The 26,241-nt window shown below is 39.2% G+C and carries 13 protein-coding genes; 4 read left to right on the top strand and 9 right to left on the bottom strand.

Annotation, left to right across the window (positions count from 1 at the left end; translation table 11 throughout):
• Positions 1-48: 48 nt before the first annotated feature.
• The 3 genes from DDZ16_RS10770 (at position 49) to DDZ16_RS10785 (ending at position 5,736) form a co-directional block, all read left to right on the top strand.
• Positions 49-1,509 carry an arylsulfatase gene (locus DDZ16_RS10770; RefSeq protein ID WP_109264476.1) on the top strand — a complete coding sequence of 487 codons (1,461 nt, stop codon included), beginning with the start codon at positions 49-51 and terminating at the stop codon, positions 1,507-1,509.
• Positions 1,510-1,848: 339 nt separating this feature from the next.
• The gene (locus tag DDZ16_RS10780; RefSeq protein ID WP_109264478.1) at positions 1,849-3,804 is read left to right on the top strand and encodes a sialate O-acetylesterase; all 1,956 of its coding nucleotides are present in this window, start codon (positions 1,849-1,851) and stop codon (positions 3,802-3,804) included.
• Positions 3,805-3,897: 93 nt separating this feature from the next.
• Positions 3,898-5,736, top strand: a complete 1,839-nt coding sequence (locus tag DDZ16_RS10785; RefSeq protein ID WP_109264479.1) for a T9SS type A sorting domain-containing protein — start codon at positions 3,898-3,900, stop codon at positions 5,734-5,736.
• 371 nt (positions 5,737-6,107) lie between these two features.
• Here the strand turns inward: DDZ16_RS10785 and DDZ16_RS10790 are convergent, their stop codons facing one another.
• The 9 genes from DDZ16_RS10790 to DDZ16_RS10835 all read right to left on the bottom strand — a co-directional run bounded on the left by DDZ16_RS10790 (position 6,108) and on the right by DDZ16_RS10835 (position 21,862).
• On the bottom strand, positions 6,108-7,142 hold the full coding sequence (locus DDZ16_RS10790; protein ID WP_109264481.1) for a hypothetical protein: 1,035 nt from the start codon (positions 7,140-7,142) through the stop codon (positions 6,108-6,110).
• 52 nt (positions 7,143-7,194) lie between these two features.
• Positions 7,195-8,667: a sulfatase gene (locus tag DDZ16_RS10795; protein WP_198416700.1), complete on the bottom strand. Its 1,473-nt coding sequence runs from the start codon at positions 8,665-8,667 to the stop codon at positions 7,195-7,197.
• A 613-nt stretch (positions 8,668-9,280) separates the two neighbouring features.
• Entirely contained in the window at positions 9,281-10,864 is a 1,584-nt protein-coding gene (locus tag DDZ16_RS10800) for a sulfatase family protein (RefSeq protein ID WP_109264482.1), read from the bottom strand.
• 612 nt (positions 10,865-11,476) lie between these two features.
• On the bottom strand, positions 11,477-13,144 hold the full coding sequence (locus DDZ16_RS10810) for a sulfatase family protein (RefSeq protein WP_198416701.1): 1,668 nt from the start codon (positions 13,142-13,144) through the stop codon (positions 11,477-11,479).
• 23 nt (positions 13,145-13,167) lie between these two features.
• On the bottom strand, positions 13,168-14,619 hold the full coding sequence (locus DDZ16_RS10815; RefSeq protein WP_109264487.1) for a glycoside hydrolase family 27 protein: 1,452 nt from the start codon (positions 14,617-14,619) through the stop codon (positions 13,168-13,170).
• Between the two features lie 12 nt (positions 14,620-14,631).
• Positions 14,632-16,248 carry a glycoside hydrolase family 31 protein gene (locus DDZ16_RS10820; RefSeq protein WP_109264488.1) on the bottom strand — a complete coding sequence of 539 codons (1,617 nt, stop codon included), beginning with the start codon at positions 16,246-16,248 and terminating at the stop codon, positions 14,632-14,634.
• An 87-nt stretch (positions 16,249-16,335) separates the two neighbouring features.
• Positions 16,336-17,061, bottom strand: coding sequence for a hypothetical protein (locus tag DDZ16_RS10825; RefSeq protein ID WP_109264489.1), 726 nt, complete (start codon positions 17,059-17,061; stop codon positions 16,336-16,338).
• 68 nt (positions 17,062-17,129) lie between these two features.
• Positions 17,130-18,746: a RagB/SusD family nutrient uptake outer membrane protein gene (locus DDZ16_RS10830; RefSeq protein ID WP_109264490.1), complete on the bottom strand. Its 1,617-nt coding sequence runs from the start codon at positions 18,744-18,746 to the stop codon at positions 17,130-17,132.
• 17 nt (positions 18,747-18,763) lie between these two features.
• The gene (locus DDZ16_RS10835; protein ID WP_109264491.1) at positions 18,764-21,862 is read right to left on the bottom strand and encodes a SusC/RagA family TonB-linked outer membrane protein; all 3,099 of its coding nucleotides are present in this window, start codon (positions 21,860-21,862) and stop codon (positions 18,764-18,766) included.
• Between the two features lie 257 nt (positions 21,863-22,119).
• On the opposite strand from DDZ16_RS10835, the gene DDZ16_RS10840 reads away from it, so the two are divergent.
• Positions 22,120-26,235: a hybrid sensor histidine kinase/response regulator transcription factor gene (locus tag DDZ16_RS10840; RefSeq protein WP_109264492.1), complete on the top strand. Its 4,116-nt coding sequence runs from the start codon at positions 22,120-22,122 to the stop codon at positions 26,233-26,235.
• The last annotated feature ends 6 nt before the right edge of the window (positions 26,236-26,241 follow it).

Genomic DNA, 26,241 nt, shown 5'->3' on the forward strand with positions numbered 1-26,241 from the left:
CGAAGAAAGTACCGTCAAAATTAACCACATCAAAAAAGAATAGAAGTCATGAAGAAATTACTAGGGCTATTAATGGGAGTATTAATACTTTCAGCATGCAGCCATTCACAAAAAGAAAAAAAAGAGACAGACTCTAAGCCAAACATCATTTACATTCTGGCCGATGATTTAGGTTATGGAGATTTGGGTGTCTATGGTCAAACAAAATTTGAAACCCCTAATCTGGATAAAATGGCTGAAGAAGGCATGTTGTTTACCCAACACTATGCCGGAAGTACGGTTTGTGCTCCTTCCCGAAGTTCATTATTAACAGGCCAGCATACAGGCCATACAGCCATTCGGGGAAATAAAGAGATTATGCCTGAGGGCCAGCATCCGATGAGCGACAAAACTTTTACTCTGGCAGAAATGCTAAAAGAAGCCGGATATACAACAGGCGCTTTTGGTAAATGGGGATTAGGATTTATTGGCACCGAAGGTGATCCTAATAACCAGGGATTTGATGAATTTTATGGTTATAACTGTCAGCGCCAGGCGCATCGTTATTTTCCAATGCACTTGTGGCACAACGGCCAAAAGGTAATGTTGGAAGGAAATGACTTTAAGGATACTGAAGTTTATTCTGGTGACCAGATTCATGAGAAGGCTTTACAATTTATTGAAAACAAAAAAGATGAGACCTTCTTCATGTATTATCCAAATGTAATTCCTCATGCCGAGCTTATTATGCCCGAAGGGGAAATGATGAATAAATACCGTGGGGAATTTGAAGAAACACCACATGTGGACGATCGTCCGGGTGCAGATTATGGCGATGAACCCTTTGAAGTTAAATATTACTGCTCACAACCGGAACCCCGGACTACCTTCGCAGCAATGGTCTCTTTACTTGACAAGCAGGTAGGCGAAGTTTTAGCCAAATTAAAAGAATTAGGCATAGAAGACAATACCATTGTGATGTTTTCATCTGATAACGGACCTCACATGGAGGGTGGCGCCGATCCTGACTTTTTTGACAGCAATGGTGACTTAAGAGGATACAAACGCGACCTGTATGAGGGAGGTATTCGCACACCAATGATAGCCTGGTGGCCTCATAAAATTAAAGCCAATTCAAAAACAGATCATATTTCTGCCTTCTGGGATGTGATGCCAACGTTTGCAGATCTTGCTGAAATTAAGGCTCCCAAAAACATTGATGGCATTTCTTTTTTACCGGAATTACTGGGTAAAGAACAAAAACAGCATGAATATCTGTACTGGGAATTTCATGAACAAGGAGGGAAAAAAGCCGTTCGCAAAGGAAAATGGAAAGCAGTGAAGTTGAATTGTTTTGACGAAGAAAAGAGCACTGTTGAATTATACGATTTAAGTGTTGATGTAGGAGAGACCAATAATGTAGCATCCGAAAACCCTGAGGTTGTGAAGGAATTATTGGAAATAATGGAAAAAGCGCACACTCCTAATCCTGATTTCCCTTTTGAAGCAGATGTAGACAACAATTATTAGATCTTTTCCTGAAAGGAAAACCTGGATGGGAAGTAAAGAATGAGCGACTTAGGGTTTGTAATGAAATAAGTTGACAGTTCTAACGAAGTTCTTTTGTTCTTTACCGACTTGGAAATACAGCGAATAGCCAGCTATTTAATGGATTTTCAAGAAAGTTAAATGACAAAAGAAAAAGTTTAAAGCGTCAAGTTATTTCGGCACAATCCCTTAGTTAGAACAGTTTAAATTAAGAAGATTCATCAAATGAAACGAACATGGCAGTGATTGCCCCAATAGAGAATAAAAATAATCAACCATGTGAGTTCCAACAAACCAATAACTTAGATTAAATATTTACTGATGAATAACCTAAAGACATTTTTCACCCTGTTTACAATAGCATTTAGTACCCAGTTAAGTTTTGCTAATGTAAGTGTTGCAAATATATTTTCTGACAATATGGTTTTGCAACGTAATTTGAATGTGAAAGTCTGGGGAAAGGCCGATCCCGGGGAAAAACTGACTGTTAGTTTTAACGGACAAAAAATAAAAACCAAAGCAGATAAAGCCGGAGAATGGTCAGTGGTACTTAAGCCTATGAAAGCGGGAGGACCTTTTAATATGACTATTCAGGGTAAGAATGAAATGGTGCTCAGGAATATTTTAGTGGGCGATGTTTGGTTGTGTTCCGGACAATCCAATATGCAATGGCCGGTGTTCCGTTCAAACAATGCTGAAAAGGAAATAGAGAACGCCAATCACCCGCAAATAAGATTATTCTCAGTCCCTAAAGAAATAAGCAATGCGCCTCGTTCTGAAATGTCCCATGCATCGTGGCAAATATGCACCCGGGAAAGTGTAAAAGACTTCTCGGCGGTTGGGTATTTTTTTGGCAGAGATTTGCAGCAAGAATTGGGGGTGCCGGTCGGGCTTATAAACTCCACCTGGGGCGGGACTTGTGTTGAAACATGGACTTCAAAAGAAGCAATCACTCAACTTCCAAAATATGAAGATTTTGGTGAAAGAATCGATAATTTCGATCCGGAAGAAGTTGTAAAAAGAGATAAAAACACTCTGCGAGATGCCTTAGGCAGTTTACCTGAAAATGAAACCGGACTGGAAGAGCAATGGATGGCACCTGCCTATGACCGAACTGACTGGAAAACCATGAACTTACCTGCTTTTTGGGAAAGTAAGGGATACAATTTATTAGATGGAATTGTATGGTTTAGCTATGAAATCAATCTGGATTCCGAAGATATAGGTAATAAAGCGAGCTTGCATCTGGGTAAAATTGCCAATTCAGATATCACCTGGATAAATGGTCAAAAAGTGGGTGCGATGAATATGTCCGGCAAAGTCGACCGGGTTTATACCATTCCTGAAAATATTCTGAAATCCGGCAAGAACAACATCTCAATAAGGGTAGACAATAAATGGGGGCGTGGGGGATTTCTTAGCAATAGCGATAAATTTTTCATCAGCCTGGGTGATAAAGTTATTTCGCTTAAGGGAAAATGGAAGTTTAAGGCAGACAAGGTTTATGACAAATTCAAGGCATCGCCAAACGAGGTTCCCGGCCTATTGTACAATGCCATGATAAATCCCCTGATTCCTTACGGTATAAAAGGGGTAATCTGGTACCAGGGAGAAGCCAATGCCCGCCGGGCAAAAGAATACGCTACTACCTTCCCTAATATGATTAACAATTGGCGTGAAAACTGGCAACAAGGTGATTTTCCATTTCTGTTTGTCCAGCTTGCTAACTTCATGAAACCAAAAGCTCATCCCGGCAACGACAATTGGGCAGAACTTCGTGAATCCCAGTCAAAAACATTAAGTCTTAATAATACAGGAATGGCAGTAGCCATTGATATTGGGGAAGCTGATGATATTCATCCAAAAAACAAACAAGAAGTTGGAAGGAGATTAATGTTATCTGCCCTTAAGGTGGCTTACGGTAAGGACATTGTTCATTCCGGGCCTATCTATAAGTCCATGCAAATCAAAAATGGTAAAGCCATTATAAGTTTCGATCACATTGGCTCGGGCCTCCTGGTTAAAAGTAAACATGGCTATATCAATGAATTTGAAATTGCAGGAAAAGACAAGAAGTTCTATTGGGCTAAAGCCGAGCAAATTGGCGACAAAGTCATTGTCTGGTCAGACAAAGTGAAAGATCCGGTAGCCGTTCGTTTTGGATGGTCGAGTAATCCTTCCGAGCTTAACCTATACAATAAAGAAGGACTACCAGCCTCTCCTTTTAGAACAGATAATTGGAAAGGCGTTACGGATGGTTTGTCTTTTGATGATTGATAAATTGACTTAATAAGGAGAAAATCACCCGGGCTGATAATTTAGAAAAAGATTATCAGTCCATTTCCATTTAACAATCTAACAAGTCTAATTATGGTAAAAGTATACTATTTTTTTATAACAGCCACTTACCTCTTACTTCCCTTTAATTTTGCAAACTCCCAACAATTGGTTGTTTATGACAACATTCCCGGGCGAGCTGCTTCTGATCATTACCTATGCAGAGTAAAATTTGAAAGCGAAGATGAAAACGCCTGGAGAGATGCATTTGTGCTGCAAACAGAGGCAAAAAGCGAAAACGGCTATTATTCAACAGTTCAGGGATGGACCGCTTCATGGATTGCTTTTGAATCGGACTTTAACGGAGACAATGTTATTGTTGAGATTTCAAGAAAAGACGGGACAGCTATTACAGAGAGCATGGTAAGACCTGTTGCTGAAGCCTCTCCTGCAGTAATCTCAAATGGAAAGGCGTATGTCACTTTTACCGAACCAGCCAACGTAAATGTTGACATTAACGGACAAATGGAAAAAAACTATACGGGCTATGGTTATGGCGGCGCTCCTGTGCATACGATAACCCTTTTTGCCAATCCGGTATTCCCCGTCCCGGATGTGAATAACTCCAATGTCAGATTACTACAACCCGATGAGGATATTAACACATTGAATCGTGCCGATTGGGATACCATTGTTTTTGCCCCTGGCGTTCATAATATAGGTATGCCTTTCGAAATTCTCGATAATGAGGTTTTGTTTATTCCCGGAGATGCTATTGTAAAAGGAACCATCCACCCTTTGGATGCCTGGGGAGATGAAGCTTCTCAAAACATTAAGGTTTACGGATCCGGGACCATAAGTGGTGAAGATATTGTCAGGGACCCAGATGATAAAAGCAAGATTTTCAAACCTTTTACCTATCAGGCAGAAGGGGCCCATCTGGAAGGTTTTGTGGTCGCCGATCCGGCATTCCATACTTTTAACATGGGGCATTCCAGGCAAAACACAACAATGCCTAACATTTACAAAAACCTCAAGATTTTAGCCTGGAGAGTAAACAGTGATGGAATAAACGCTTTCAGAAATTCAGAGATCTCGGATTGTTTTTTCAGGGTACAGGATGATGCATTCTATTTGGGAGCAACTAACGTTAATGCTCACGACAATGTAGTATGGAACGATGCTAACGGGGCTGTTCTGTTTTTACCTCGGGCTATTGATGGCAGCAGTTGTCAGTTTAAAGATATTACGGTTATTTATCACCGGGCTAATTGGCATTGGTGGGAAGGTGGAAGAATTATCAGCATGAGAGAAACAGACCCCGGCACAACAATTTCCAATGTGCATGTTAAAAACATTTTAGTGGAAGATCCTTTACCTGCCTTCCCCCCATTTTATGCCACCATGGTTCCGGGGACAGGAGATGTAACATTAAATAACATCATTATAGAAAATGTACATCAGGAACATGATGGAGTGAGTACCAGTTTGGATCAGGATCGGGGAAAGCCTCAAAACACCATGGTGGGTCTTGACAGCAGCAGAAAATGGGAAAACATAACTTTTAAAAACTGCTATTTTAATGGAAAAACGCTGACCAGCTTTGGGGATGGAAATTTTGATACCACATTCGTAGATAAAAACACCGTAATATTTGATACCGGGCAGACTTCAATTGAAGACCGGAAAAAAAGATCGGATGTTCTTAAAATATATCCTGATCCGGCACATAACTTATTGAATATTCATTTTAAGCATCCAGCTGCCAGGAAAATAAATGTTTTCAATATGGCGGGGCAGCTTCTTTTTCTCACCCAAACCAATGATCAAAAAACACAGATTGATGCAAGTACTTTTAAGGGTCGGGGTCCTTTAGTAATTACGGTTCAGTCTGAAGGTTCTGTTTCAAACCACAAGATAATGGTTCGGTAATAACAACAGAATTAACCATCAAAAAGGCTTCTTACCTAAAACAGAAAACCGGAATAAAGACAAAATGCTTTATCCCGGTTTTTTATGGTGATTTGTGTTCGATGTTAGTTAATTGACAGTTACTTATTATTAACCCGCAATACAAATTAAAATACTTATTACAATTGAAATTACTTCAAAATAAAAAACGTAGTTGCTTCATATCCAATACTCATAACGACATTCTAATATGAAATAAAGGTTAATAACAAAAAAGGCTCCATGAAAACAGGAGCCCATGTGAATTTTAATAGACTATTGAGTGGCCAAACATATAAATATTTAGCCCTGTCTTAGAGTTCCTAAATAACTTTAAGTGATTTTCATATCGCTTATTTATTCCATAGCTCCATAAATCTCATAACAGCATTGTAACTCATACGTTGTAAATAGTTTTTCTCATCTTTTTCAAATACCACAGTAGCAGGGTTGCCATCAGGATCAAGGTTTACATTGGGATCTTGTTCATTGGCATGTGTCTTGTTTTCTGTTACTTTATTAAACATGAATCCTTCTGTACTTTCCTTAAAAAAGGCTGCATAAAACATATTAGCAGTTAAAAATGCAGTACGCTGATTTGGATGAAAGTCGTTTTCATAACAAAAAGTCAGGTCTGTCCCACCCTGCTGAATCATATTAATAGCTATAGGAACATGAACGACGGCATAAGGCTTTAATTCTTTGGCAAGGTCAATGACAAAGTTTATTTCCTGATCTACGTTTTGCTGTTTTAATGGGCCTGAAACCGGTTTTGAATTCTGAATGTCAGGCGCAGTGATATACAAAATTACCTCAGCTCCCTGTTCTTTTGCAATTCTGGCCATTTTTCTGGCATATTTTGCATAACCATCATTCATATCCGGGATTTCATCCATCCAACTTTGCAACACCACATAATCCCACTTTCTTCGTATTTTTTTATTTAGCAATACATTATGGCGTTTAATGGCTATTTCAATAAGATTCTTAGGGAAATCCTTCACCTTCCTTTTCCTAATATTCTGCCAAAAATTAACATACCCACCCGGTAACTCATTCAATTCTAAAAACTTCTGCATTTCAGCTATTCGATTTTGAATAGTACTATCGTGAATGGAGCTCTGTTCAATAAAAGTTTGAGAGCAATAGAATTCATTGTGTTGAAACAGGCTCTGACCACCGTAAATAACTTTTTCAACATTTACAGATAAATTGGGCTTCCCCTCTTCAAAAACTTGTTTTACAAGCCTGCGAAGGTCGTGCCTGGCAGTAAAGCTATTGCCTATAAATAATATGTTGATCTGTTTTTTCTCTTGTGCATTTAATGAGAAAATGGCAGAAACCAATACCAATGCTATTAATATAAGTGTCTTACATGTATTATTCATAAACTTAAAATTTTGTCGTTTTCAAGATTTTAATATATAATACCTGGCTAGTTCAATCAATATTTCTTGGCCCTTCAGGTTCATTCTCTTTAGGCAAATAGGCCCTTAAACGTTCCTTTATCTCTGCATATTCAGGATTATTGGCCAAATTTGTCCATTCCATGGGATCCTTTTCATGATCGTAAAGTTCTTCAACCCCATTATGCTGAACATTAATATAACTGTATCTACCATCATAAATGCGGTGGCTTTTATATTTATCAGTAGTTAACGTTGGTTCATTCCATTCCATATCAGGATTTTTAAGCAACTCAACAAAGCTTCTGCCGTCATTTAGAGGATTCCGGGGCAAACCACAAAGCTCAACTAAGGTCGGATACATATCTATCAGGTTCACTATTCCGTTGCATTGCTTTTTGTTGGGAGTAACAGCCGGTACTTTAACCATTAAAGGTACCCTGGCCGATTCTTGCCAAAGATATGTTTTACCGTATTTTTGTTTTTCGCCCAAATGCCAACCGTGGTCTCCCCAAAGCATTACAATCGTATTATCGGCATATTTACTATTTGCCAAACCATCTAACAATACACCTACACAGTCGTCTGCAAATGTTATGGTTGCTAAATAAGCCTGTACTGATTCTTTATGCCGATCATATTTTTCAGCACGCAACCATGACCAATGAGCTTTGTAGGCTTGTTTTCCATATTTATTTATAATATCTCCTAAATCATTATCACAGGTTTTGGGTAAAACAATTTTATCCAAAGGGTACATATCAAAATACTTTTGAGGTACATACCAACTAAGGTGTGGTTTGCTAAACCCAATAGCCATAAAAAAAGGTTTACCGTCAAAATCGCGTGTATTAAGTTGTTCTGATGCCCATTTAGCGGTTTGGTAGTCCTTCATTTTGGTTTCATCATTACCCTTTGTAGGGCCCCAGTCAAATGCCTTGTAATGGTACGATTTTTTTTCATTGGGCAAATTAGGCAATCCGTTAACAGGACGTTCTTTGCTAATTGTACCGACACCAGCTAATGTCTTATGCCATTCATCAAAAGCCCACTCTCCATTATCTTTTTTCTTTTGCCCGGGAATTGAATGTTTGTGAAATATCTTTCCCATGGAGATGGAATGGTAACCATGTTTGCTAAAATATTCAGGAAGTGTTATTAAATCTTTGGCTTTGGGGGCATTCTTAAGATTATTACGGTTGCCATACACCCCTGATTTACAGGCACGGACTCCGGTTAGTAATGCCGACCGTGAAGGACCACAAACCGTTGCCGGAGCCTGAGTATCATACATAACCATACCTCCTTCAGCATGAAACTTATCCAGGTTTGGTGTTTTCACCTGAGGGTTTCCACCAAAACAGCCAATCCAATCGTTCAGGTCATCAATAGAGATAAAAAGTACATTGGGTTTATCTTGTGCTGTAACGCTTAAAGTATTAATGCCTACAATAATTACAGCCAGAAATAGCATTTTTCTTATATATTCTATCTTAGTTACTTTCATTTTACAATTTTTATTCAAAAAAAATTAACCCCAAAAAAGTATACTCCCCACTTAATTCAAATTGCAATCATCCATGTCTGTGATGAGTGCTCTATTTTAATAGCTGATTTAGTTGAATATTCCATTATACAACCATTTTCATATTTTTCTACCAAAGGGCTGCAAACAGGCTTACTTAAAAAAGCTACTTGAGTTTATTTTACTAGGAGAATCCGATACCATGAGCACTTACCTTAACAGAGAATTATGTATCAAGCCCCCTATATCATTGATTATCAACAAATCACGCGCTATACCTTGTTTGCCTGGTTTCTCTGCTGTAATTGAAAACGTTTGGTACTCATCAGAGCTCAATTAATTTGTGGTTCTTCGCCTGCTATAGACGTCAAAATCTCCTTCCCTGATATGCTGGCATCGCAGACTAGCGGACTTTGGGTGAATGCAAAAAAAGGCTTGCAAAAAATGCAATTACATTATTTTATTTAATCATGTTTCTATAATATATTTAATTGTCACATGCCTTTCCTCCTTTACAGACTGAGAGCTTACTGCATTAACCATCATAATGAGTAAAATAAATTTACTCATGACTCTTTTTATATTTTTTCATTAATTAATCCAACGGCTCTTTTTCAAAATCCCCGGGGTTCACCCATTCGGTATCTTCGATGGTGAACTCCCCTGCCATAAAGCGCTCATAATAATTCCACCCCTGGTCGTTAGAATAACCATACGTGTTAAAAATATCACCATTCCCAAACATACGCGGATCCTTTTGTTCTTTAAGAATTTTTTCCATTCGTGACTTCATCTGTTTTTTCAATTCCGATAATTGTGGATCAAATGCCAGATTATTCATGCATTCAGGATCTTTAGTGACATTAAAGAATTCTTCGTTTACTTTTCGTTTACCCATGGACCATTGCCAGTATTTATCCTCTTCGCCGGTGCGAAAGAGCCTTAATATTTCAGTTTTGGTAGGCGAACCATCTATATCAAGGTACCCAATTTCGGGATTTCCTGCAGGCCATAACGAAATATCATAATTGTATAGATATAAATAATCGTTCGATACTATTCCCCTTATTGGATATCCCTGATTATCAGGGCGACTGTAGTCATGCCGCTCTTTTCCTATGACGACAACATCTCTTTCCGGGTTAACTTGTCCTTCTTTTTCCGAATAGAATATATCTGTTAAACTGATACCCGGAGAACTGTGCATGCCGGATTCATTATATTTAATCCCTGCGACTTCCAGAAACGTAGGCGCAAAATCAATAAAACTGACCATATCTTTTACAACGCGTCCTGGATTGTTAATTCCTTTAGGCCACATAATAGCCAAAGGTACATGATTGGAATATTCATATTCCTGAGCTTTACATCTGGGAAAAGGCATCCCATGATCAGAAGTAAAAACAACAATCGTATTCTCCAACAACCCTCTTTTTTCCAGAGACTCCATCATTAGCTCTAAATGCGAATCCGCATATTCTATCTCCAGGGCGTAATCCAGCATATCGTTACGAATAATCTCATTATCTGGCCAAAAAGCAGGAACCGAATCAATATCCTCAAGGTTTTTACCTCCCATTCTCTGCCCTGAACCATATTCATATCTGCGATGTGGTTCACGCGCTCCATACCAGAAGAACCATGGTTTGTCCTTGCCAGTTTGAGTTAAGAACTGCTCAAAATTTGCAGCATAATCTTCACCACTCATCCCTTTGGCCCATGGTTTGGTTTTCTGTTCATTAAACGATTCGCCAATCAAAAGCCGGGTTTCGCCATTGATGGTACCAGGATCACCCGGGCCCCAGCCTTTGCCTGTTTTGGCAGTAACATACCCATTTTCTCTCAAAACTTCAGGAAATGTTTTAAACTTTTCAGGAAAGTTAATCACATGATTGGCGGCCTCCTCCAGTTGCCAGGAGTTTCGTCCGGTAATGACGTTGGCTCTGGAAGGTGCGCATTTGGCATTGGCCGTATAAGCATTGGTAAACAAGATTCCCTGGTCCGCCACCCGGTCAAAAGCAGGCGTGTTGACCCAATCATAACCATAAGCGCTCATATGCGGAGAAGCATCATCCATAATGCAGAATAGGATATTTGGTTTCTTGATCTCAGAATTTTCTTTTGAATTACATGCTGTTGCAAACAACAAAACAAAAAAAGACAATAATAAATTCTTCATAAAATTCAGTTGAAAAGTGATGTCCGATAGTTAAGGGCTGCTGACTTTTTCAGCAGCCCTAATTTAAATTATTTCTTTTATTGTCCTTTTTGGCATTGCCCCAAAAACGGAACGAAAAAAAGTCTAGTCCGTTTAAACCTATCTTCGCGCGAAAGCCAAAATTTCCGGCCCTTGCGCAAGGCCTTGAAAGTCGCCCATTTTGGTTTCCGGTTAGCCGCTGGCCCGATAAACAGACAGGCTACCGCGCCTTTCAAATAGAAAAAGTCGTTCAGCCTAAAAACAATCTTTTGAATAGTGATATTTTAAAAATGTATCACCACAGGTGCAGCCTTTTTGAAAGATTTACTTGAAAAACCTTGCACTTCGAATGAGATTATCCGCTATAATTGATTTAATATTCGTTTTTTAATTGTTCCTCAACAGGCTGTAATTAGCTTTTCATTTTCAGTACGATGATTACGAAAAAGTCTGCCAACTTAATTTTGTCGGCAGACTTAATTCCCGGAAACTACAAATTCATGATCTAAAATCAAGAACAAACCAACAAATTCCATGAATAATATCTTCACTAAAGCCTTGATTATCGTGATTTACATTCAATCATTCTCCGAATCAGGCAGGTGCTGTTCGATCCACTTTTAACGGTTCCTGTTCCATTTCTGATTGTATCAGATTTAACAGCAAATCCATCTTTATTTTAAAATAATCAGGGTTGTTCCAAAGATTAATTAATTCACCGGGATCACTCTTCAAATCAAACAACTCGCCATAACCATGATTCATATAAGTGGTTATTTTATACCGTTTTGTAATCAATTGCTTTTGATACAACGAATAAGGCTGCTGACGATTTTCAACGATCACATTATCACGTAATGTTTCAATGTCCCCTTTCCAAACGGATTTTTGGTCAACGCCTGTCATGCTTCGTGGAACATCTATTCCGGCAAGAGATAAGAACGTTGGTGCAATATCAATTAACGATTGCAACGACTGAGACCTGTTTCCCTGGGGCACGGTGCCGGGACATGAAACGATCATGGGTACTTTTACCAAATCCTCATACATAAAGGGCCCTTTCTTGATAAGACCATGATGACCATAAACGTTTCCATGATCGGAGGTAAACACAACAACTGTTTTTTCAGTCAATCCAAGCTCATCCAATTTGTCAAGAATCTTTCCAATTTCATAGTCCATAAAGGAAACCATTCCATAATAAAGAGCCATGTCTTTGGCTTTCTCTTCCCGGCTCCTCTTTACATGTGAACCTAAACCTGCACTCCAAAGTTCTGAGTCCTTAAATTGCCCAAAATCAGGATTCTGTTCCTGTGTTTTTTGAAACAATGGAGGCATATCTTCCAATTCACCCTCTTTAATTTCAGGGACATTCATTTTTTTCGGATCATACATCTCAGCCCATTCCCCGGAAACCAGATATGGCGGATGCGGGTCAAAAAAACTCGCCCACATAAAAAAGGATTTCTTTTTACGGGCATATTCCTCCAATTGATGGTTTGTTCTTTCTGCAATCCAGGTATTCAAATGATATTCTTCCGGCAGATTCCACTTCCCGTATTGGGCTTCAGAGATACCTGTGGGTTTCCGAAACCACTTTTCCCAGCTCTTTAGATCTTTTCCTTCAGATTTTAGTTTTTCTTCCATCCATAAGACATAGTGCTGACCAACATGCGGTTCATCCCCATGATTTCTTGCCAGTTCAATGTGCTCAAACCCATAGAACGGACCTGTAAAATCTTTCCAAAAATCAAGATCCTGCAGAATGGGATAAGCTTCGAGAGAAGGAAATTCAGCTGTTCCCTCAAAAGGTTGAAAATGCGCTTTCCCTATTAAGGCCGTTTGATAACCAACCTCTGAAAACTCATCTCCAACTGTATTAACATCTTCCGGTAATTTTGTCCCCAAAACATAGGCCCCATGTTGGCTGGGCATCATGCCTGTAATAAGTGAGGCACGTGTTGGCGTGCAAGTGGGATTAGGACAATAGGCCCTGTCAAATATAATTCCGCTTTTGCCTAATCGATCCAGATTAGGCGTTTGAATATCAGGATTATTATACCCCATTGCCAACCAATGATGTTGATCACTTGTTATGAGCAAAAAGTTTAAATCACCGGAATAAACGGAATCCTCACTTACTTTGCCATAAACCTTCTGGAATTTCCTTTCAATCACTTCATCTACCTGGGCTTCGGAATATGATCCCATTATGGAAAGAGCTAGAATCAAAAGGCATTTTACCTTAACACTATATCTCATTTTACAGGCATTAAACGAAATAATCAATTAGCCATATATTTCAAGAAAACAACCCCATTGGAATTAATTTTAAAATCAAACTCATCAATGTCTTTATTTTCCCAAATATCATGAATCACATAATTTGTTGAGTCATCCAGATTCAAGTCAGCTTTAGAGAACGAAAGGGATTTATCAGTTTCTGACCGGTTAAAAATTCCGATCCATCCACCATTGCTTTCTTTCTTTGGTGTTTGCCATATTTCAACGCTGTCTTTTTCATAAACCAATGAGCCCATCACCCCGTTTTGATTACACTCTATCATTTCTTCATTGGTGATCAGCGCTAATGAAAAGTCATCCAGTGTAGGCAAGTCCCCTCCCATCATTAATGGCGAAGCAGATAAAGCTCTGAGTGTAATGAAAGTATACATTTGATCTTTGGTAAATTGACTTTGCCGGGTCCATCCCTTTCCAGACAAAAGTTCAATATTGCTCAATTCACCTGATTCTATTTTCTTTATTATTTCAGCTTTGGTTTCATCACCGTTCACCCCTTCGGGTTTTGGAGACATTAATTGCAGACGTCCAAATGGAATCATATCCATATCAATCCAGAAGCCGGGCTCTTCCTTCCCCTGCCATTTACGCCAGGCTGCAAAACACTGGTCTATGCCAACCTGTTCATCCCAAATATCATGAGTTACGCGCAGCATATGTGCACGTTTGAAAGCGTCCAGATGCTCGGGGTTCACATCTCCACCCGGACTAAGGCTTAAAACAATGGGCCTGTCACTTTGCTCAATGGCATTGGCAATGGCTGTTATTTCTTCAGGGAAAGGAACCAGGTCATCATACTTAAGAAAATCTACGCCCCAATCCGCCATTTGATTAATCAGGGAATTATAGAATTCCTGGGCTCCGGGTTTTGACATATCAACCCCATAATTTTGATGATTCCACTCACAAATGCTGGTAGTATCAACTATGTCGCGGGCAAAATACTTTGTCCCTTTAACCCTGGTATTGGCTTCAACGGCAGCTCGGGGTATACCACGCATTAAATGAATTCCAAACTTCAGACCCAGTTCATGGCAACGGTCAATAATAGGTTGCAGACCATTAGGAAAATACGTTTCGGAAGGTTGAAGTAAACCAAACTCATTAAAATTCAATTTTTCTGCATGCTTTTCTGCTGGGTACATGGTTCCTTCCCGTAATTTGAATTCACCAAACCACCCGGCATCAATAACAAAGTACTCATATCCATGAGGTTTTAATTTCTCCGCAAAGGCCTCAAGGTTGGCCATTGCTGCTTCCTCGTGTAAGTAAACCCCATAACTGTCGAAGCTATTCCACCCCATTGGAGGTGTTTGAGCCAATTTCTCTTCCTCTTGTTTACTATCCTTTTTTTCTGCGCTTTTGGACAAACAACTGACACAAAACAGACTGCAAAAAAATACGGATAGTATAACTATATAAATATTCTTCATCATCAGATTATTGATTTATTTAACCTTTTTAAAATAAGGGAGTCGTTCTAAGGGAACATCAATTTCAATGACCTTTCCGCCTTTATACTTTTGGCCCTTTTCATCAATCCATCTTCCTTTCGGCAAAACAACCTCCCGCGAGCGTGCTCCCTTTTTCACAACAGGTGCTACGATAATATCATCTCCCAATACAAACTGATCTTTAATGGTTTCGTATCCATTTCCGGGAAAAGCCAATTCCATAGGCTTGACAATCGGATTACCCGTTTTTGAAGCCTCCCTGGCCAACTCCAAAATATGAGGGCCAAATTTCTGATGCAGTTCAGCCATTTCAAGACAAATCCTTTCATTCTCCTTAGATAAGACACGCCAGGGTGCTACAGAGAATTGCATCATGGGCATTAAAGCATGCACCTGTGCAGAACGAACGATTAATTCCTCATCAATGGTTGAAGCATTAAGAAAGGACTGATACTCCCCTCCACCAATCATATCGGGACATGTATAGGCGTACCCCATCACACTTTGCGACATTTGGTCGGGTATTAATTTCTGAAGGTCCCCCCATTCATGTCCTTTATCCCTTAAGCGCTGAGCCAATGGTAATCCGGCCATTTTCCATGATGCCCGGTATTCATTTAAAGGGTAATGTAAACCCAGTTCGGCAAAATAACGCGTATGGTCATTGGGGGAAGATTCATTAAAAGAGACAATTCCGTTTTTATAGAATTGAGCATCTCCGGCATCAAACTTAAAGCCGTCAACCCCATATTCCTCAACCAGATAATCTAACCTCCCTTTGAACCATTCCTTTGCTTTGGGATTACTTAAATCCAGACATGCACTTGCCCCATTCCACCAACGAATTACAGCAGCTTTATTTCTGGTATTAGCCCATAAAATATCCTGTGTTCTTTCAGAATCGAGCAATAACAATCCTTCTTTGGCCAACTTTCTAAACACCTCAGAATCCGCACTAACAAATGGACACATCCACAACATGACCTTAAATCCCATGTCGTGCAACTTCTTTATCATGCCTTTAGGATCATTGAATCTCCGCGATGAAAATTCCCAGGTACCATAGTCCTCTTGCCAGTTGTCGTCAATCATCAACACACCAGGAGGATACCCGTTATCAATGATGCTTTGGGCATATTTAAGTATATCCTCCTCATTTTGATCATACATCAATTCGATCCAGGTGTTGTACTGAGGATGAGTAAACAATAATTCATCAGGTATTTGGCCATTAGATGGAAAAAATTTTTCTGAAACATATTGGTAGGCTGTTTTCAAATTGCCTCCCGCAGTTCCTGAATGAATTTTCCCTTCCTTAGTGGAAACAGTTAGTACTTCATTGGAAATGCCATACTCTATAGGGCTTTCGCTCCATACATATCGCCCATTGCTGGACAATAAAAGCGGCTGGGCCTGATTGCCTCTGTTATCACCAAATAAGTTTACCGAAACTTCGGAATCCTTGTCATATGGTGTTTGATGACCAATAGAACTTAATCCACCCCACCAATATTCATTCTTTTCAATTTCCAGCTTAATTGACTCCCCTTCCTGCGCAAACGATACCATACTCAGCAGGAATGCAGACATACAAACAATTATATGTTTCATACTAAAATTTAACAGATATAAAACTCCCTGCCTGCATGCATAATACCAGCAGGGAGTTATAGCATAATAAGCAAATTTGAAACGAGTTTACTCGGCCGGTTGTACGGTAATCGTTAACTCTTTAATTGTCCGTTCTAAATCATACTCATCTCCGGAAGAAGATCTATCGTCCTGATAGCCGGAACCTGAATAGATTTTATCACTAACATCAGTAGCAATAAGTGTGGCAGTATAAGTTCCCGGCTCACTATAGGCATACTCAAAGGTTTTATCATACCGGTTAATGGCAAATCCGGTTGAAAATCCTTCCTCAGGTGCAAGAACAACACTGTGGTCTTCATAAAACAGGTCAACCATATCTCGGGCAACATTTTGAGCTAAACTGTTATCGTCGCCATTATTAAGCTCAATCAACATAAGAAAAGCTTCATACGCGGCGGTTTCTTTATTGGTGTATTTTTTACCAACTACAGTTCCTAAATCTTCAAGAATGGTTTGAGTATTTACGGGTGTAACACCTTCCGCTAAATCCGCATTATAATCATCCACTATTCCGGTTAACCAGGGTGTTAAGCTAGTTATGCTATCAGCAGTAAGCATTACCTCTTCCTGATCCAGATCCAGACCTGCTGTAATGGCAAGGTGACTGCTTTCAAAATTATGCAAACTATCTCCCGTAAATATAGCATAGGTTTGTGCATCTCCAGTGACTGTAAAAGTAACCGTTTCACCAACCTGAACATTAACTTTATCAGCCGTAAAGCTGACTTCCGGACTTTCTATATCTTTGCTACAACTCACTATCGTCATCATAACAAAGAGTATTGCTAAAGACTTTATATTATCTATCATTGTTATATTCCTTTCAATTAGTAATAAAATTAGTATCCAGGGTTCTGCTCCAATGCCGGATTCGCATTGATGTCAGAAATTGGAATGGGCAGCAACATATGATGTTCTGATACATTATTGGCTGTGGCTCCCCATGCATCTTCGGGTCTTGTTCGCCCCGGAGGGGTATAAGTTGCCAGGAACTGAATATTCTCCACCAACTTGCCCCAGCGCACCAGGTCAAACCATCTTTTGCATTCGCCCCCTAATTCACGGGCACGTTCCAACATGATGTATTCCTTCATAGATTCGTAATCAGGATAATCGATTGAAGAAATATCCGGAAGGATGCTTCCATCATAGGTTAACTCTCTTGGTAAAGGATCATTATGAAGAGCCTCCCTGGTTCCGTCACCGTTGACATTACGTGCCCTTCTTCTCAACACATTAAGTGCTTCAAACACCTCTTCATTAGGTCCGTTATTCACTTCATTCAAGGCTTCAGCATAAATCAGAAATACTTCAGCATACCTTAACACAGGCCAATGAATATCATGATCTGTAGCCACAAAGTCGGAACTGCGCACCGGCCAACGTCTGTACTTCCCTATTTTCCATGGTTGCCAGTTCATTTCGGGGTAATCTGTTTTTAACGTACCATTACCTTGAACACGTACATGACATGAAGTCCACTCCTGCCTAACCAGATCAGAAGGTTCATAAATGGTATGAAAGTATTGGGTTGAAATGACATTTCCCCAGCTACCTCCTTTTGCCGGAGGCCCCTGAAGCCCCATGTGCATCCCAATATAGTTACCTTCTTCCACCCCACCATCTTTAAACTGTACATCAAAAACAATTTCATCGTTGTTTTTATTTTCTTCTGCAAAGGCATCAGGGAAATAGGGACATAATTGATAACGACCATCTGAGATAACTTCACCGGCCAGTGTTGCAGCTGATTGAAAATCGGCTAATCCATCACCTGTGCCATCTCTTTTCGCCATACTTCCCCGGGTAAGATAAACCTTTGCCAGCAATGTTTTGGCTGAACCCACTGTTGCTCTGCCTGCAACAGCTTCTCCTTTTACATCCAAATGTTCTATTCCAAATTCTAAATCCTCGATAATTTTATCGTACACCATATCCACCGGATCCCTTGGCACTTGCAGATTTTCCAGAGAATTGGTTTCTGTTTCCATAAAAGGAACATCACCAAAATAACGCACCAGGTTAAAATAGAATAAAGCTCTTAGAAAGCGGGCTTCTGCAACCAGTGTGTTCCTCCGGTCTACATCCATATCAATATTGGGAACATGGGTGATGGCAGCATTGGCCTCATTAATCCCCTGAAAATGATCTTTCCAGATAGGAGCAATAACCTGAGTGTTTTCTGCAGTAAAAGAATAGGTTCCTATTCCTCCCTGGGTATTCCAGGTAGCAGTACGAATAATATCGGTAGTTAAATACTGTTGATTCTGACCGTAAACACCATTCCTCTGAAGAGCGTTGTATGCACCAATAACTGCAGCTTCAGCATGGTCTGCTGTTTGATAATAGTTTTCCGGTGATGCCTGAGATTTTGGAACCTCTTCCAGGAAATCCTGACATGAACTAAAAACAGTAGCCAATGCCAGAAATATCATTAAATATTTTATAGTTTGCATTTCTTCGAAATTTAAGATTAAAAACTAATGGATGCACCTAAAGTATAAGTAGTGGATCTTGGGTATGAACCGAGGTCAACACCAGGTCCAACTTTTGCTACTGTACCCCAACCGGTACTTACTTCAGGATCGTACCAACTGTAACGCGTAATCATAAACGGATTATCAACCCTTGCAAAAACTCTTAATTTATTCACATTCACTCGCGTTAATATTGGTTTTGGCAGGGTATACCCAAGGGTAATATAATCACACTTCAAAAAGGACCCGTCCTCAACATAACTGCTTCGCATCAGGTTTGAATAGGTGTCGGGGACTGAACCATGAACTGTTCCTTCCGGATTTAAAGGAGAATAAGCATGGTCTGCATATCCTTGCAAGGTGTTCCAGTTACCCCTTCCTACTCTGTCCAGGAAACTTACGTTACCATTGATTACATCATTTCCATAGCTCCAACGCAGGAAGAAACTTAAATCAAAATTCTTGTAATTAAATTCATTATTCAACCCACCAATAAAATCAGGTGTCGTATTGCCAATCAACACTTTATCCGCAGGTGTTACTACTCCATCACCATTAACATCCTTAAGCTTAACCTGTCCTACCTCGTTTTCCAGCATAACCATATCTGGACTATTGGCAATTTCATTCTCACTATTTAGCACTTCATCCTCAATATATCCATAAAACCGGCCTACAGGTTCACCTACACGAATAACCACCTCATCTTCAATCTTGTGATAGAACTTACGTGAAAAGAACATTTCGTCTCTTTCCCCCAGGTCCAGCACTTCACTTCTGTTTAAAGAATAGGTAAATGCAGTGGTCCATTTGAAATCTTTGTTGTCAATATTTACGGTATTAATGGCCAACTCAAATCCCTTGTTACTGATGGATCCCACGTTTTGAATTGCAGTATTAAACCCAGAGGTATTGGGCAGCTGAACTTCCAGCAGCAGGTCATTGGTTTCTTTATAGTATGCCTCTGCTGTAACCAGTAAGCGATTTTTGAAGAACCCCAAATCCATTCCCACATTGTATTGTTGGGTGGTTTCCCATTTTAGATCAGGATTTGCAATTCTCCCGGGAACCATTCCCACATATACAGATTCATCAAATACATATTTCTCTGTAGAGAGATTTGCAAGTGACTGGTAAGTCGGGATCTGATTATTACCGGTTACACCATAAGATAATCTTAGTTTCAATAAATCAAAAGTGTTTAAATCTTTAATAAACCCTTCCTCTGAGGCTAACCAACCAATAGCGGCACTGGGGAAATATCCCCACTTATTGTTTTCTCCGAATTTCGAAGAACCATCCGCTCGAAATGATGCCGTTAATAAATACTTACCTTTATAGTTATATCCCAAACGCCCCATGTAAGACATCATGCTATTATCCGAATATATATTCGAAGGAAAGTAAGGAGTAACCACAGACGATAAGTCGTAGACACCCCGGGATTCATCTTCAAACCCTTCAGCACCAAAGCGTTTATCGGTCATCTCAAACTTCTTAGCTTCAAATACTGTGGTAACATTAAAGCTGTGGTCGTTGACTCTTTTGTTGAAGTTGAAACGTGCCTGGTAGGCAGTATTTAACATTTTACGATTTCGGAAGTTGGCAAAGCCTCCAACACGATAACCTCTCCTTACGGAAGAAGGATAAAACTCATGAGAATCATCGCTAAAACTATTGAGCCCATAGCTGGTATAGAAATTCAAGCCATTGGCAATCTTGTATTGGAAAAACATATTTCCAATCATACGCTCAGTGGCAGATGAGATATCCACTTCATCCATATAGGTCAAAACATTCTCATTGTTCCAGGTATATGTTTCAGCCTCTTCATCTATCTGATCAATATCATAATCTTCCGGCATGAAAGGATTTATCTGGAAAGCGGTTTTGACCACGGCGCTTTCATCCCAGCTATTGACCATTCCATTGCTCTCAGCTTTAGAATATTTAAGAGAAGCACCAATCTTAATTCTTTTCCCAATTTCCTGTTCCAGATTGGCATTCAAATTAAAACGCTCAAAATCGGAGTTTTGTAATACCCCCTCCTGACCAAGGTAGCTCCCTGAAAGGCGATATTGCATACCTTCAGAACCACCACTAAAGCTAACATCAGCTTTATGCGTCTCACCTTGTCGCGTAATTCTGTCAATCCATACATTCCCGGGCTGCCCGGAATCTTTAATCTGCTGCCAGGCACCTGTATAGACAGTGGGATCATAAAATTGCGTAATTGGTCCCTTCTCAATCTGCCAGTTCAAATATTCATCGGGGCTTAAAATATTGGGGACATTGGTCATTTCAGACAATCCATAGCTGTAATTAACATCGATACTTGGACGACCTGCTTTACCAAGCTTGGTGGTGATTATAATAACGCCATTGGCACCCTCTGCTCCATAAATTGCGGTTGAAGACGCATCCTTTAAAATCTCCATCGACTCAATATCATTGGGATTCAAATCAGCCAGAGGATTCTGATTTGGGTTACTGTCATCGGGTACAATCGGAAATCCATCGATAACATACAAAGGCTGATTACCTCCTGTTAAGGTAGAACCACCCCTGATAAGAACTTTTACACCTGCACCGGGGCCGTTATCGGTTTGTGTAACCTGTACTCCCGCAACACGACCGGCTAAGGCACTTTGCATTGACACCGGGCTTCCTTTGTCCATACTGGAGCCTTTCACAGAAGCCACCGCACCTGTAAGGTCACGCTTCTTCATTGTACCGTAACCAACCACTACCACTTCATCCAAATCAACGATATCAGGTCTTAATGATATGTCAATCTGCTGTTGGGTCCCAACTTCCACTGTTTGAGCCTCAAATCCGATAAAGCTAAAGGTCATTTTTGTATCAGGACCATCAACTTCAAGGGAATAATTTCCATCCATGTCGGTGATAGTACCAGTACTGGTACCCTCAATAACGATTGACACACCCGGAATTGGCTCTTGATTTTCCTTATCAATCACCCTACCAGTTACTACACGTTCCTGCGAATAGGCACTAATCGGAATAAAGCACCACAATAGTATTGCGGATAACTTTATTAATAGGTGAACACGTCGGTTTAATTTTTCTTTCATAGATTTTAAAATTAATTGCTTCAAAATTAACTTATGCCTTTATCCAACCTTTTAGGATAAAACACAAATTTTACCTTCTCCAATGCAAATTAACTTCTTTTAAGAGTCATGGATGGTTCTAAAAAATACCGTCCTATGGTGCAAATTTGTTCTCTATTGGATAGTTTTTGTTCGGGATGTGGGCGAATTTTGTTCACCCCGGGATTTGCTATATTATTACTGGAATTTAAAAGGTTTTATTTTGTATTATTGTGTTTATGAGAAAAAAAGGTAAAATCGCTACAGTTTGTCTTTTGTTGTTCGTAAGTGTTAGTATCCACTCACAAAACAGACGATTTCATCATATAACCTCTAAAGACGGGCTTTCGCAAAGTGAGGTTTATTGCTTTTTGAAAGACAGCAGGGGTTTTATGTGGTTTGGAACCGTTGATGGATTAAATTGTTATGATGGTTATAGCATAAAAACCTTTACCACCAACAGGAATAATCCACAATCGCTTAGTAATAATACAATACATAGTCTTGTGGAAGATAGCCATGGGCGTATATGGATTGGCACCGACGACGGATTAAATATGTATAATCCTAAAACCGAGTCAATAAACCAAATTACGCCTGATTCAATCTCAAACAACAAGTTAACTGTAAATGACCTTCTTGTATATGAAGATCATTTATTTATGGGCACCAGAAATGGGTTGTATAAAATTAAACTGGAAGACAACTATGAACAAGTTGATAGTTGCACCTTACAAAGTATAATTCTTGATTTCACAGATGATTTATCAAATATCAATGTCATCAATTTAAAGTCATGCAGCAGAGGTGGGTTTTGGATGCAAACAGACAGTTATGTAAGCCGCATAATTGTTGAATCTCATAGTAAAAAAGCAATTACTATTGAAACTCCTGTTCAGGATCCTTCTTTGGGCATGTTTGATTTTATTGAAGACACCGCAGGAAACTTGTGGGTGACCTCCAATCGGAATGGGCTTATTAAATACAATTTTACGTCACAAAAAATCACTAACTATAATCCATCGGGTGCATCAGGGAAACCGTCTTCCTACAGATGCTCTGGTATTGAAATTGATAAAGAGGGTAACATCTGGATAGGTACGCTTGATAATGGTCTCAACTTAATTACAGCTGATCAAACAGATGAAGACAGTATTCGCTTCGAATACATCAAACATAACCCCTTCAATTCTTCCAGTTTAAATTCCAACCTTATTCGTGAATTATATGTTTCAAGAGATAAAGTAATATGGATTGGAACAATAGGCGCCGGTGTTAATTACTTTGACACTGATCAGAAAAAATTCAACCATTTAACCATTAATACATCCACAAATAGCGGTTCCAATTTTATCAGAGCGGTATACAACAATACGGATAAAGAAATATGGGCCGGTACACATAACAATGGCTTATATAAAATAAACAGAGCTACAAAAAAAATAAAAAAGCTGGGACTTGAGAATATGACCGTCTTTTTTATTACAAAACATACTGATAATAGGAAACTTATATGCAGTGACGAGGGGCTGTTTTTAGTTGAAGAATCAAATAATGCAATAGACGTATTTAGTCATTTAAAAACCTTTGCCGCATTTTATATTACTAAAGGAATACAAGATTTTTACTGGCTGGCGACATTCAATGGCATTTATCGTTTAAAAATAATTGACAACAAAATAATCGTTGATGAAAACTACCCGCTAAAAACACCCAAATCCACTTCTCCACAAAATTGCAGGGTACTTCACTTTAATAAATACAGGAATGAGTTGATGGTAGGTACCGAAGGAGGCGGGCTACATATTCTTACCCTCAATGACAAACACGAGGTTGTCAGGGATAAAATATACAGGAGTAGCAAACGGGAAGGGTCCATCAGTAATAATTACATCCGATCTATCACAAGGCATAGCAACGGCGATTTCTGGATAGGCACTTATGAAGGGCTAAACAAGATGATTAATGATTCCACATCAGAAAGAATTTTGTTCAAATGTTATACCAAAGACAATGGCTTGCCCAATAACATGATCCATTCAATTATTGAAGATGATGAAGATAATTTATGGATTGGGACCAATAACGGCCTATCCAGGTTTGTTACCTCCAGGGAGCGCTTCATAAATTATTCTGTGAGCGACGGCATTCAGAGCAATGAGTTTTCTGAACATACAGCTATCAAAACTGAAAACGGAGAAATAATAATGGGTGGTATTAATGGAATTACATCATTCTACCCTGAAAACATAACAACCAGTGACAGAATGCCTCAAACAACAATTACCGATTTCTATATTGATGGTGAACGCATTAATCCGGGTGAGCGAATCGGGAAGGCTGTGCCATTAGATAAAGGCATTAGCATTTGTGACACCATTGTTCTTCTTCCGGACCAGAACAATATTGGTTTTGACTTTTCTTCCATGCTCTATCCTAATGCAGAAAAAATAAAATACGCCTATAAACTTGAGGGATTCGACAAGAACTGGCAATATACTGATGTTACTAAAAGACACGCCAATTATACAAATCTAAAACACGGGCAATATACTTTTAAAATCAAATCAACAAACAGTGACGGGATCTGGGAAAAAGATGCCGAAGAGCTGGTTATCTTTATTAAAACGCCATTCATTTACACCTGGTATGCTTACGTTTTATACCTGATAGCTATCGTATTAATTTTTATCTACTTTTCATATTACACAATCATTCGCTATACCACAAAAAGCAAACTATTATTAGAGCAGGAACACAATCAAAAAGTAAACGTTCTTAATAAATTAAGAACTGAGTTCTTTATTAACATATCTCACGACCTGCGAACCCCCCTGACACTGATAAAAGGTCCACTTGAGAGTATACTTAAAAAGAATAACCTGAGTGAGGACACGAAGGAACAGCTCCTTTTAATAAAGCGAAATGTTAAGCGCCTGAATTACCTTATTGAACAATTGTTGGATGTAAGAAAAGCAGAAAGCGGAAAACTCGTCACAAAATTGCAAACCCAGGATATTGTTGCATTTACTAAAGAAGAAATCTCACACTTTACATATGCCATTAGAAAAAAAGGACTGGACTATAAAGTCAGCAGTCCATCTCCAAATCTAATGCTCTCCTTTGACCCGGCTATGTTGTCAAAAGTCTACTTCAACCTCATATCTAATGCCTTAAATTACACCGACTTTGGGGAGATCAACATTTCAATTTCAAAGGTTCAGAAGGAGGATCACCAAATTCTCAATGACTCAAAATATCAATCCTTTGCAAAAATAGAGGTCAGTGATTCAGGCAAAGGTATTTCACCTGATAAATTAAATAAAATCTTTGACCGCTTCTACCAGGAAAAGAATGCATACGGAAAAGGATATGGTATCGGCTTGTCCCATACACGGGAACTCATCGAGGCTCACAAGGGCTATATTGAAGCTGAAAGTGAAGAAAACAATGGGACAACCATCCGTTTCTTTATTCCTGACATGAACCTCTTAGTCACAGAAGAACAAAAAACATCATCTGGTGAAGACGATATTTTCAGAGGAAAGGAAGTGGAAGAGTTGAATGAAGAGCCAAAACCAATAAAAAACACCGCCAAAACAATTCTGGTTGTTGAAGACAATGCTGATATGCGATCCTACATCAAATCGGAGCTTATTGAAGATTACAATGTTTTAGAAGCAGAAGATGGCATTAATGGCATCAATATGGCAGAAAACCATGATATAGACCTAATTATAAGCGACATAATGATGCCTAACATGGATGGGATGACGTATTGCCAGCGTATTAAAAGCAACCTCAAAACAAGTCATATTCCTTTTATCCTGTTAACCGCTAAAACCGATAATCAATCTAAATACAAAGGTATTGAAACCGGAGCAGATGACTATATTTCCAAGCCTTTCGATATGGAATATTTAGTCATCAGAATCAAGAATTTGCTTCAATCACGGGAGCATTTAAGGAAAGTTTTTCAAAGAAAAGGCACGACACTGGAACCATCATCTGTGACCGTAAACTCCATTGATGAAAAATTTTTAAAAGACCTATTGGAAGCCTTAGAGGAGGGAATACCTGATTCAGAGTTCAATGTAAGCTCGCTGGAAGAAAAGCTCGGCATGAGCCATTCCAACTTTTACAGAAAGGTAAAGAGTTTAACCGGGCAATCAGGTAAAGAACTATTGAATGAAATGCGAATGAGCAGAGCTAAGCAAATCCTGACAGAAAATAAGAATATAAGAATAGACGAAGTTGCTTATATGGTTGGATTTACCAGTCCCAAATACTTTGGCAAGAGTTTTAAAGAGGCATTTGGTGTAGCTCCGTCGGAGATGAAGGGTAAGAATGATTAAAGCAGA

This window comes from Marinilabilia rubra (assembly GCF_003121985.1).
GTDB lineage: Bacteria > Bacteroidota > Bacteroidia > Bacteroidales > Marinilabiliaceae > Marinilabilia > Marinilabilia rubra.

What these genes read in the sequence shown, in the direction of transcription:
- DDZ16_RS10835 (WP_109264491.1), bottom strand. Translation starts at nt 21,862, where the DNA reads ATGAAAGAAAAATTAAACCGACGTGTTCACCTATTAATAAAGTTATCC.
- DDZ16_RS10830 (WP_109264490.1), bottom strand. Translation starts at nt 18,746, where the DNA reads ATGCAAACTATAAAATATTTAATGATATTTCTGGCATTGGCTACTGTT.
- DDZ16_RS10800 (WP_109264482.1), bottom strand. Translation starts at nt 10,864, where the DNA reads ATGAAGAATTTATTATTGTCTTTTTTTGTTTTGTTGTTTGCAACAGCA.
- DDZ16_RS10785 (WP_109264479.1), top strand. Translation starts at nt 3,898, where the DNA reads ATGGTAAAAGTATACTATTTTTTTATAACAGCCACTTACCTCTTACTT.
- DDZ16_RS10840 (WP_109264492.1), top strand. Translation starts at nt 22,120, where the DNA reads ATGAGAAAAAAAGGTAAAATCGCTACAGTTTGTCTTTTGTTGTTCGTA.
- DDZ16_RS10825 (WP_109264489.1), bottom strand. Translation starts at nt 17,061, where the DNA reads ATGATGACGATAGTGAGTTGTAGCAAAGATATAGAAAGTCCGGAAGTC.
- DDZ16_RS10810 (WP_198416701.1), bottom strand. Translation starts at nt 13,144, where the DNA reads ATGAGATATAGTGTTAAGGTAAAATGCCTTTTGATTCTAGCTCTTTCC.
- DDZ16_RS10780 (WP_109264478.1), top strand. Translation starts at nt 1,849, where the DNA reads ATGAATAACCTAAAGACATTTTTCACCCTGTTTACAATAGCATTTAGT.
- DDZ16_RS10815 (WP_109264487.1), bottom strand. Translation starts at nt 14,619, where the DNA reads ATGATGAAGAATATTTATATAGTTATACTATCCGTATTTTTTTGCAGT.
- DDZ16_RS10790 (WP_109264481.1), bottom strand. Translation starts at nt 7,142, where the DNA reads ATGAATAATACATGTAAGACACTTATATTAATAGCATTGGTATTGGTT.
- DDZ16_RS10820 (WP_109264488.1), bottom strand. Translation starts at nt 16,248, where the DNA reads ATGAAACATATAATTGTTTGTATGTCTGCATTCCTGCTGAGTATGGTA.
- DDZ16_RS10795 (WP_198416700.1), bottom strand. Translation starts at nt 8,667, where the DNA reads ATGAAAGTAACTAAGATAGAATATATAAGAAAAATGCTATTTCTGGCT.
- DDZ16_RS10770 (WP_109264476.1), top strand. Translation starts at nt 49, where the DNA reads ATGAAGAAATTACTAGGGCTATTAATGGGAGTATTAATACTTTCAGCA.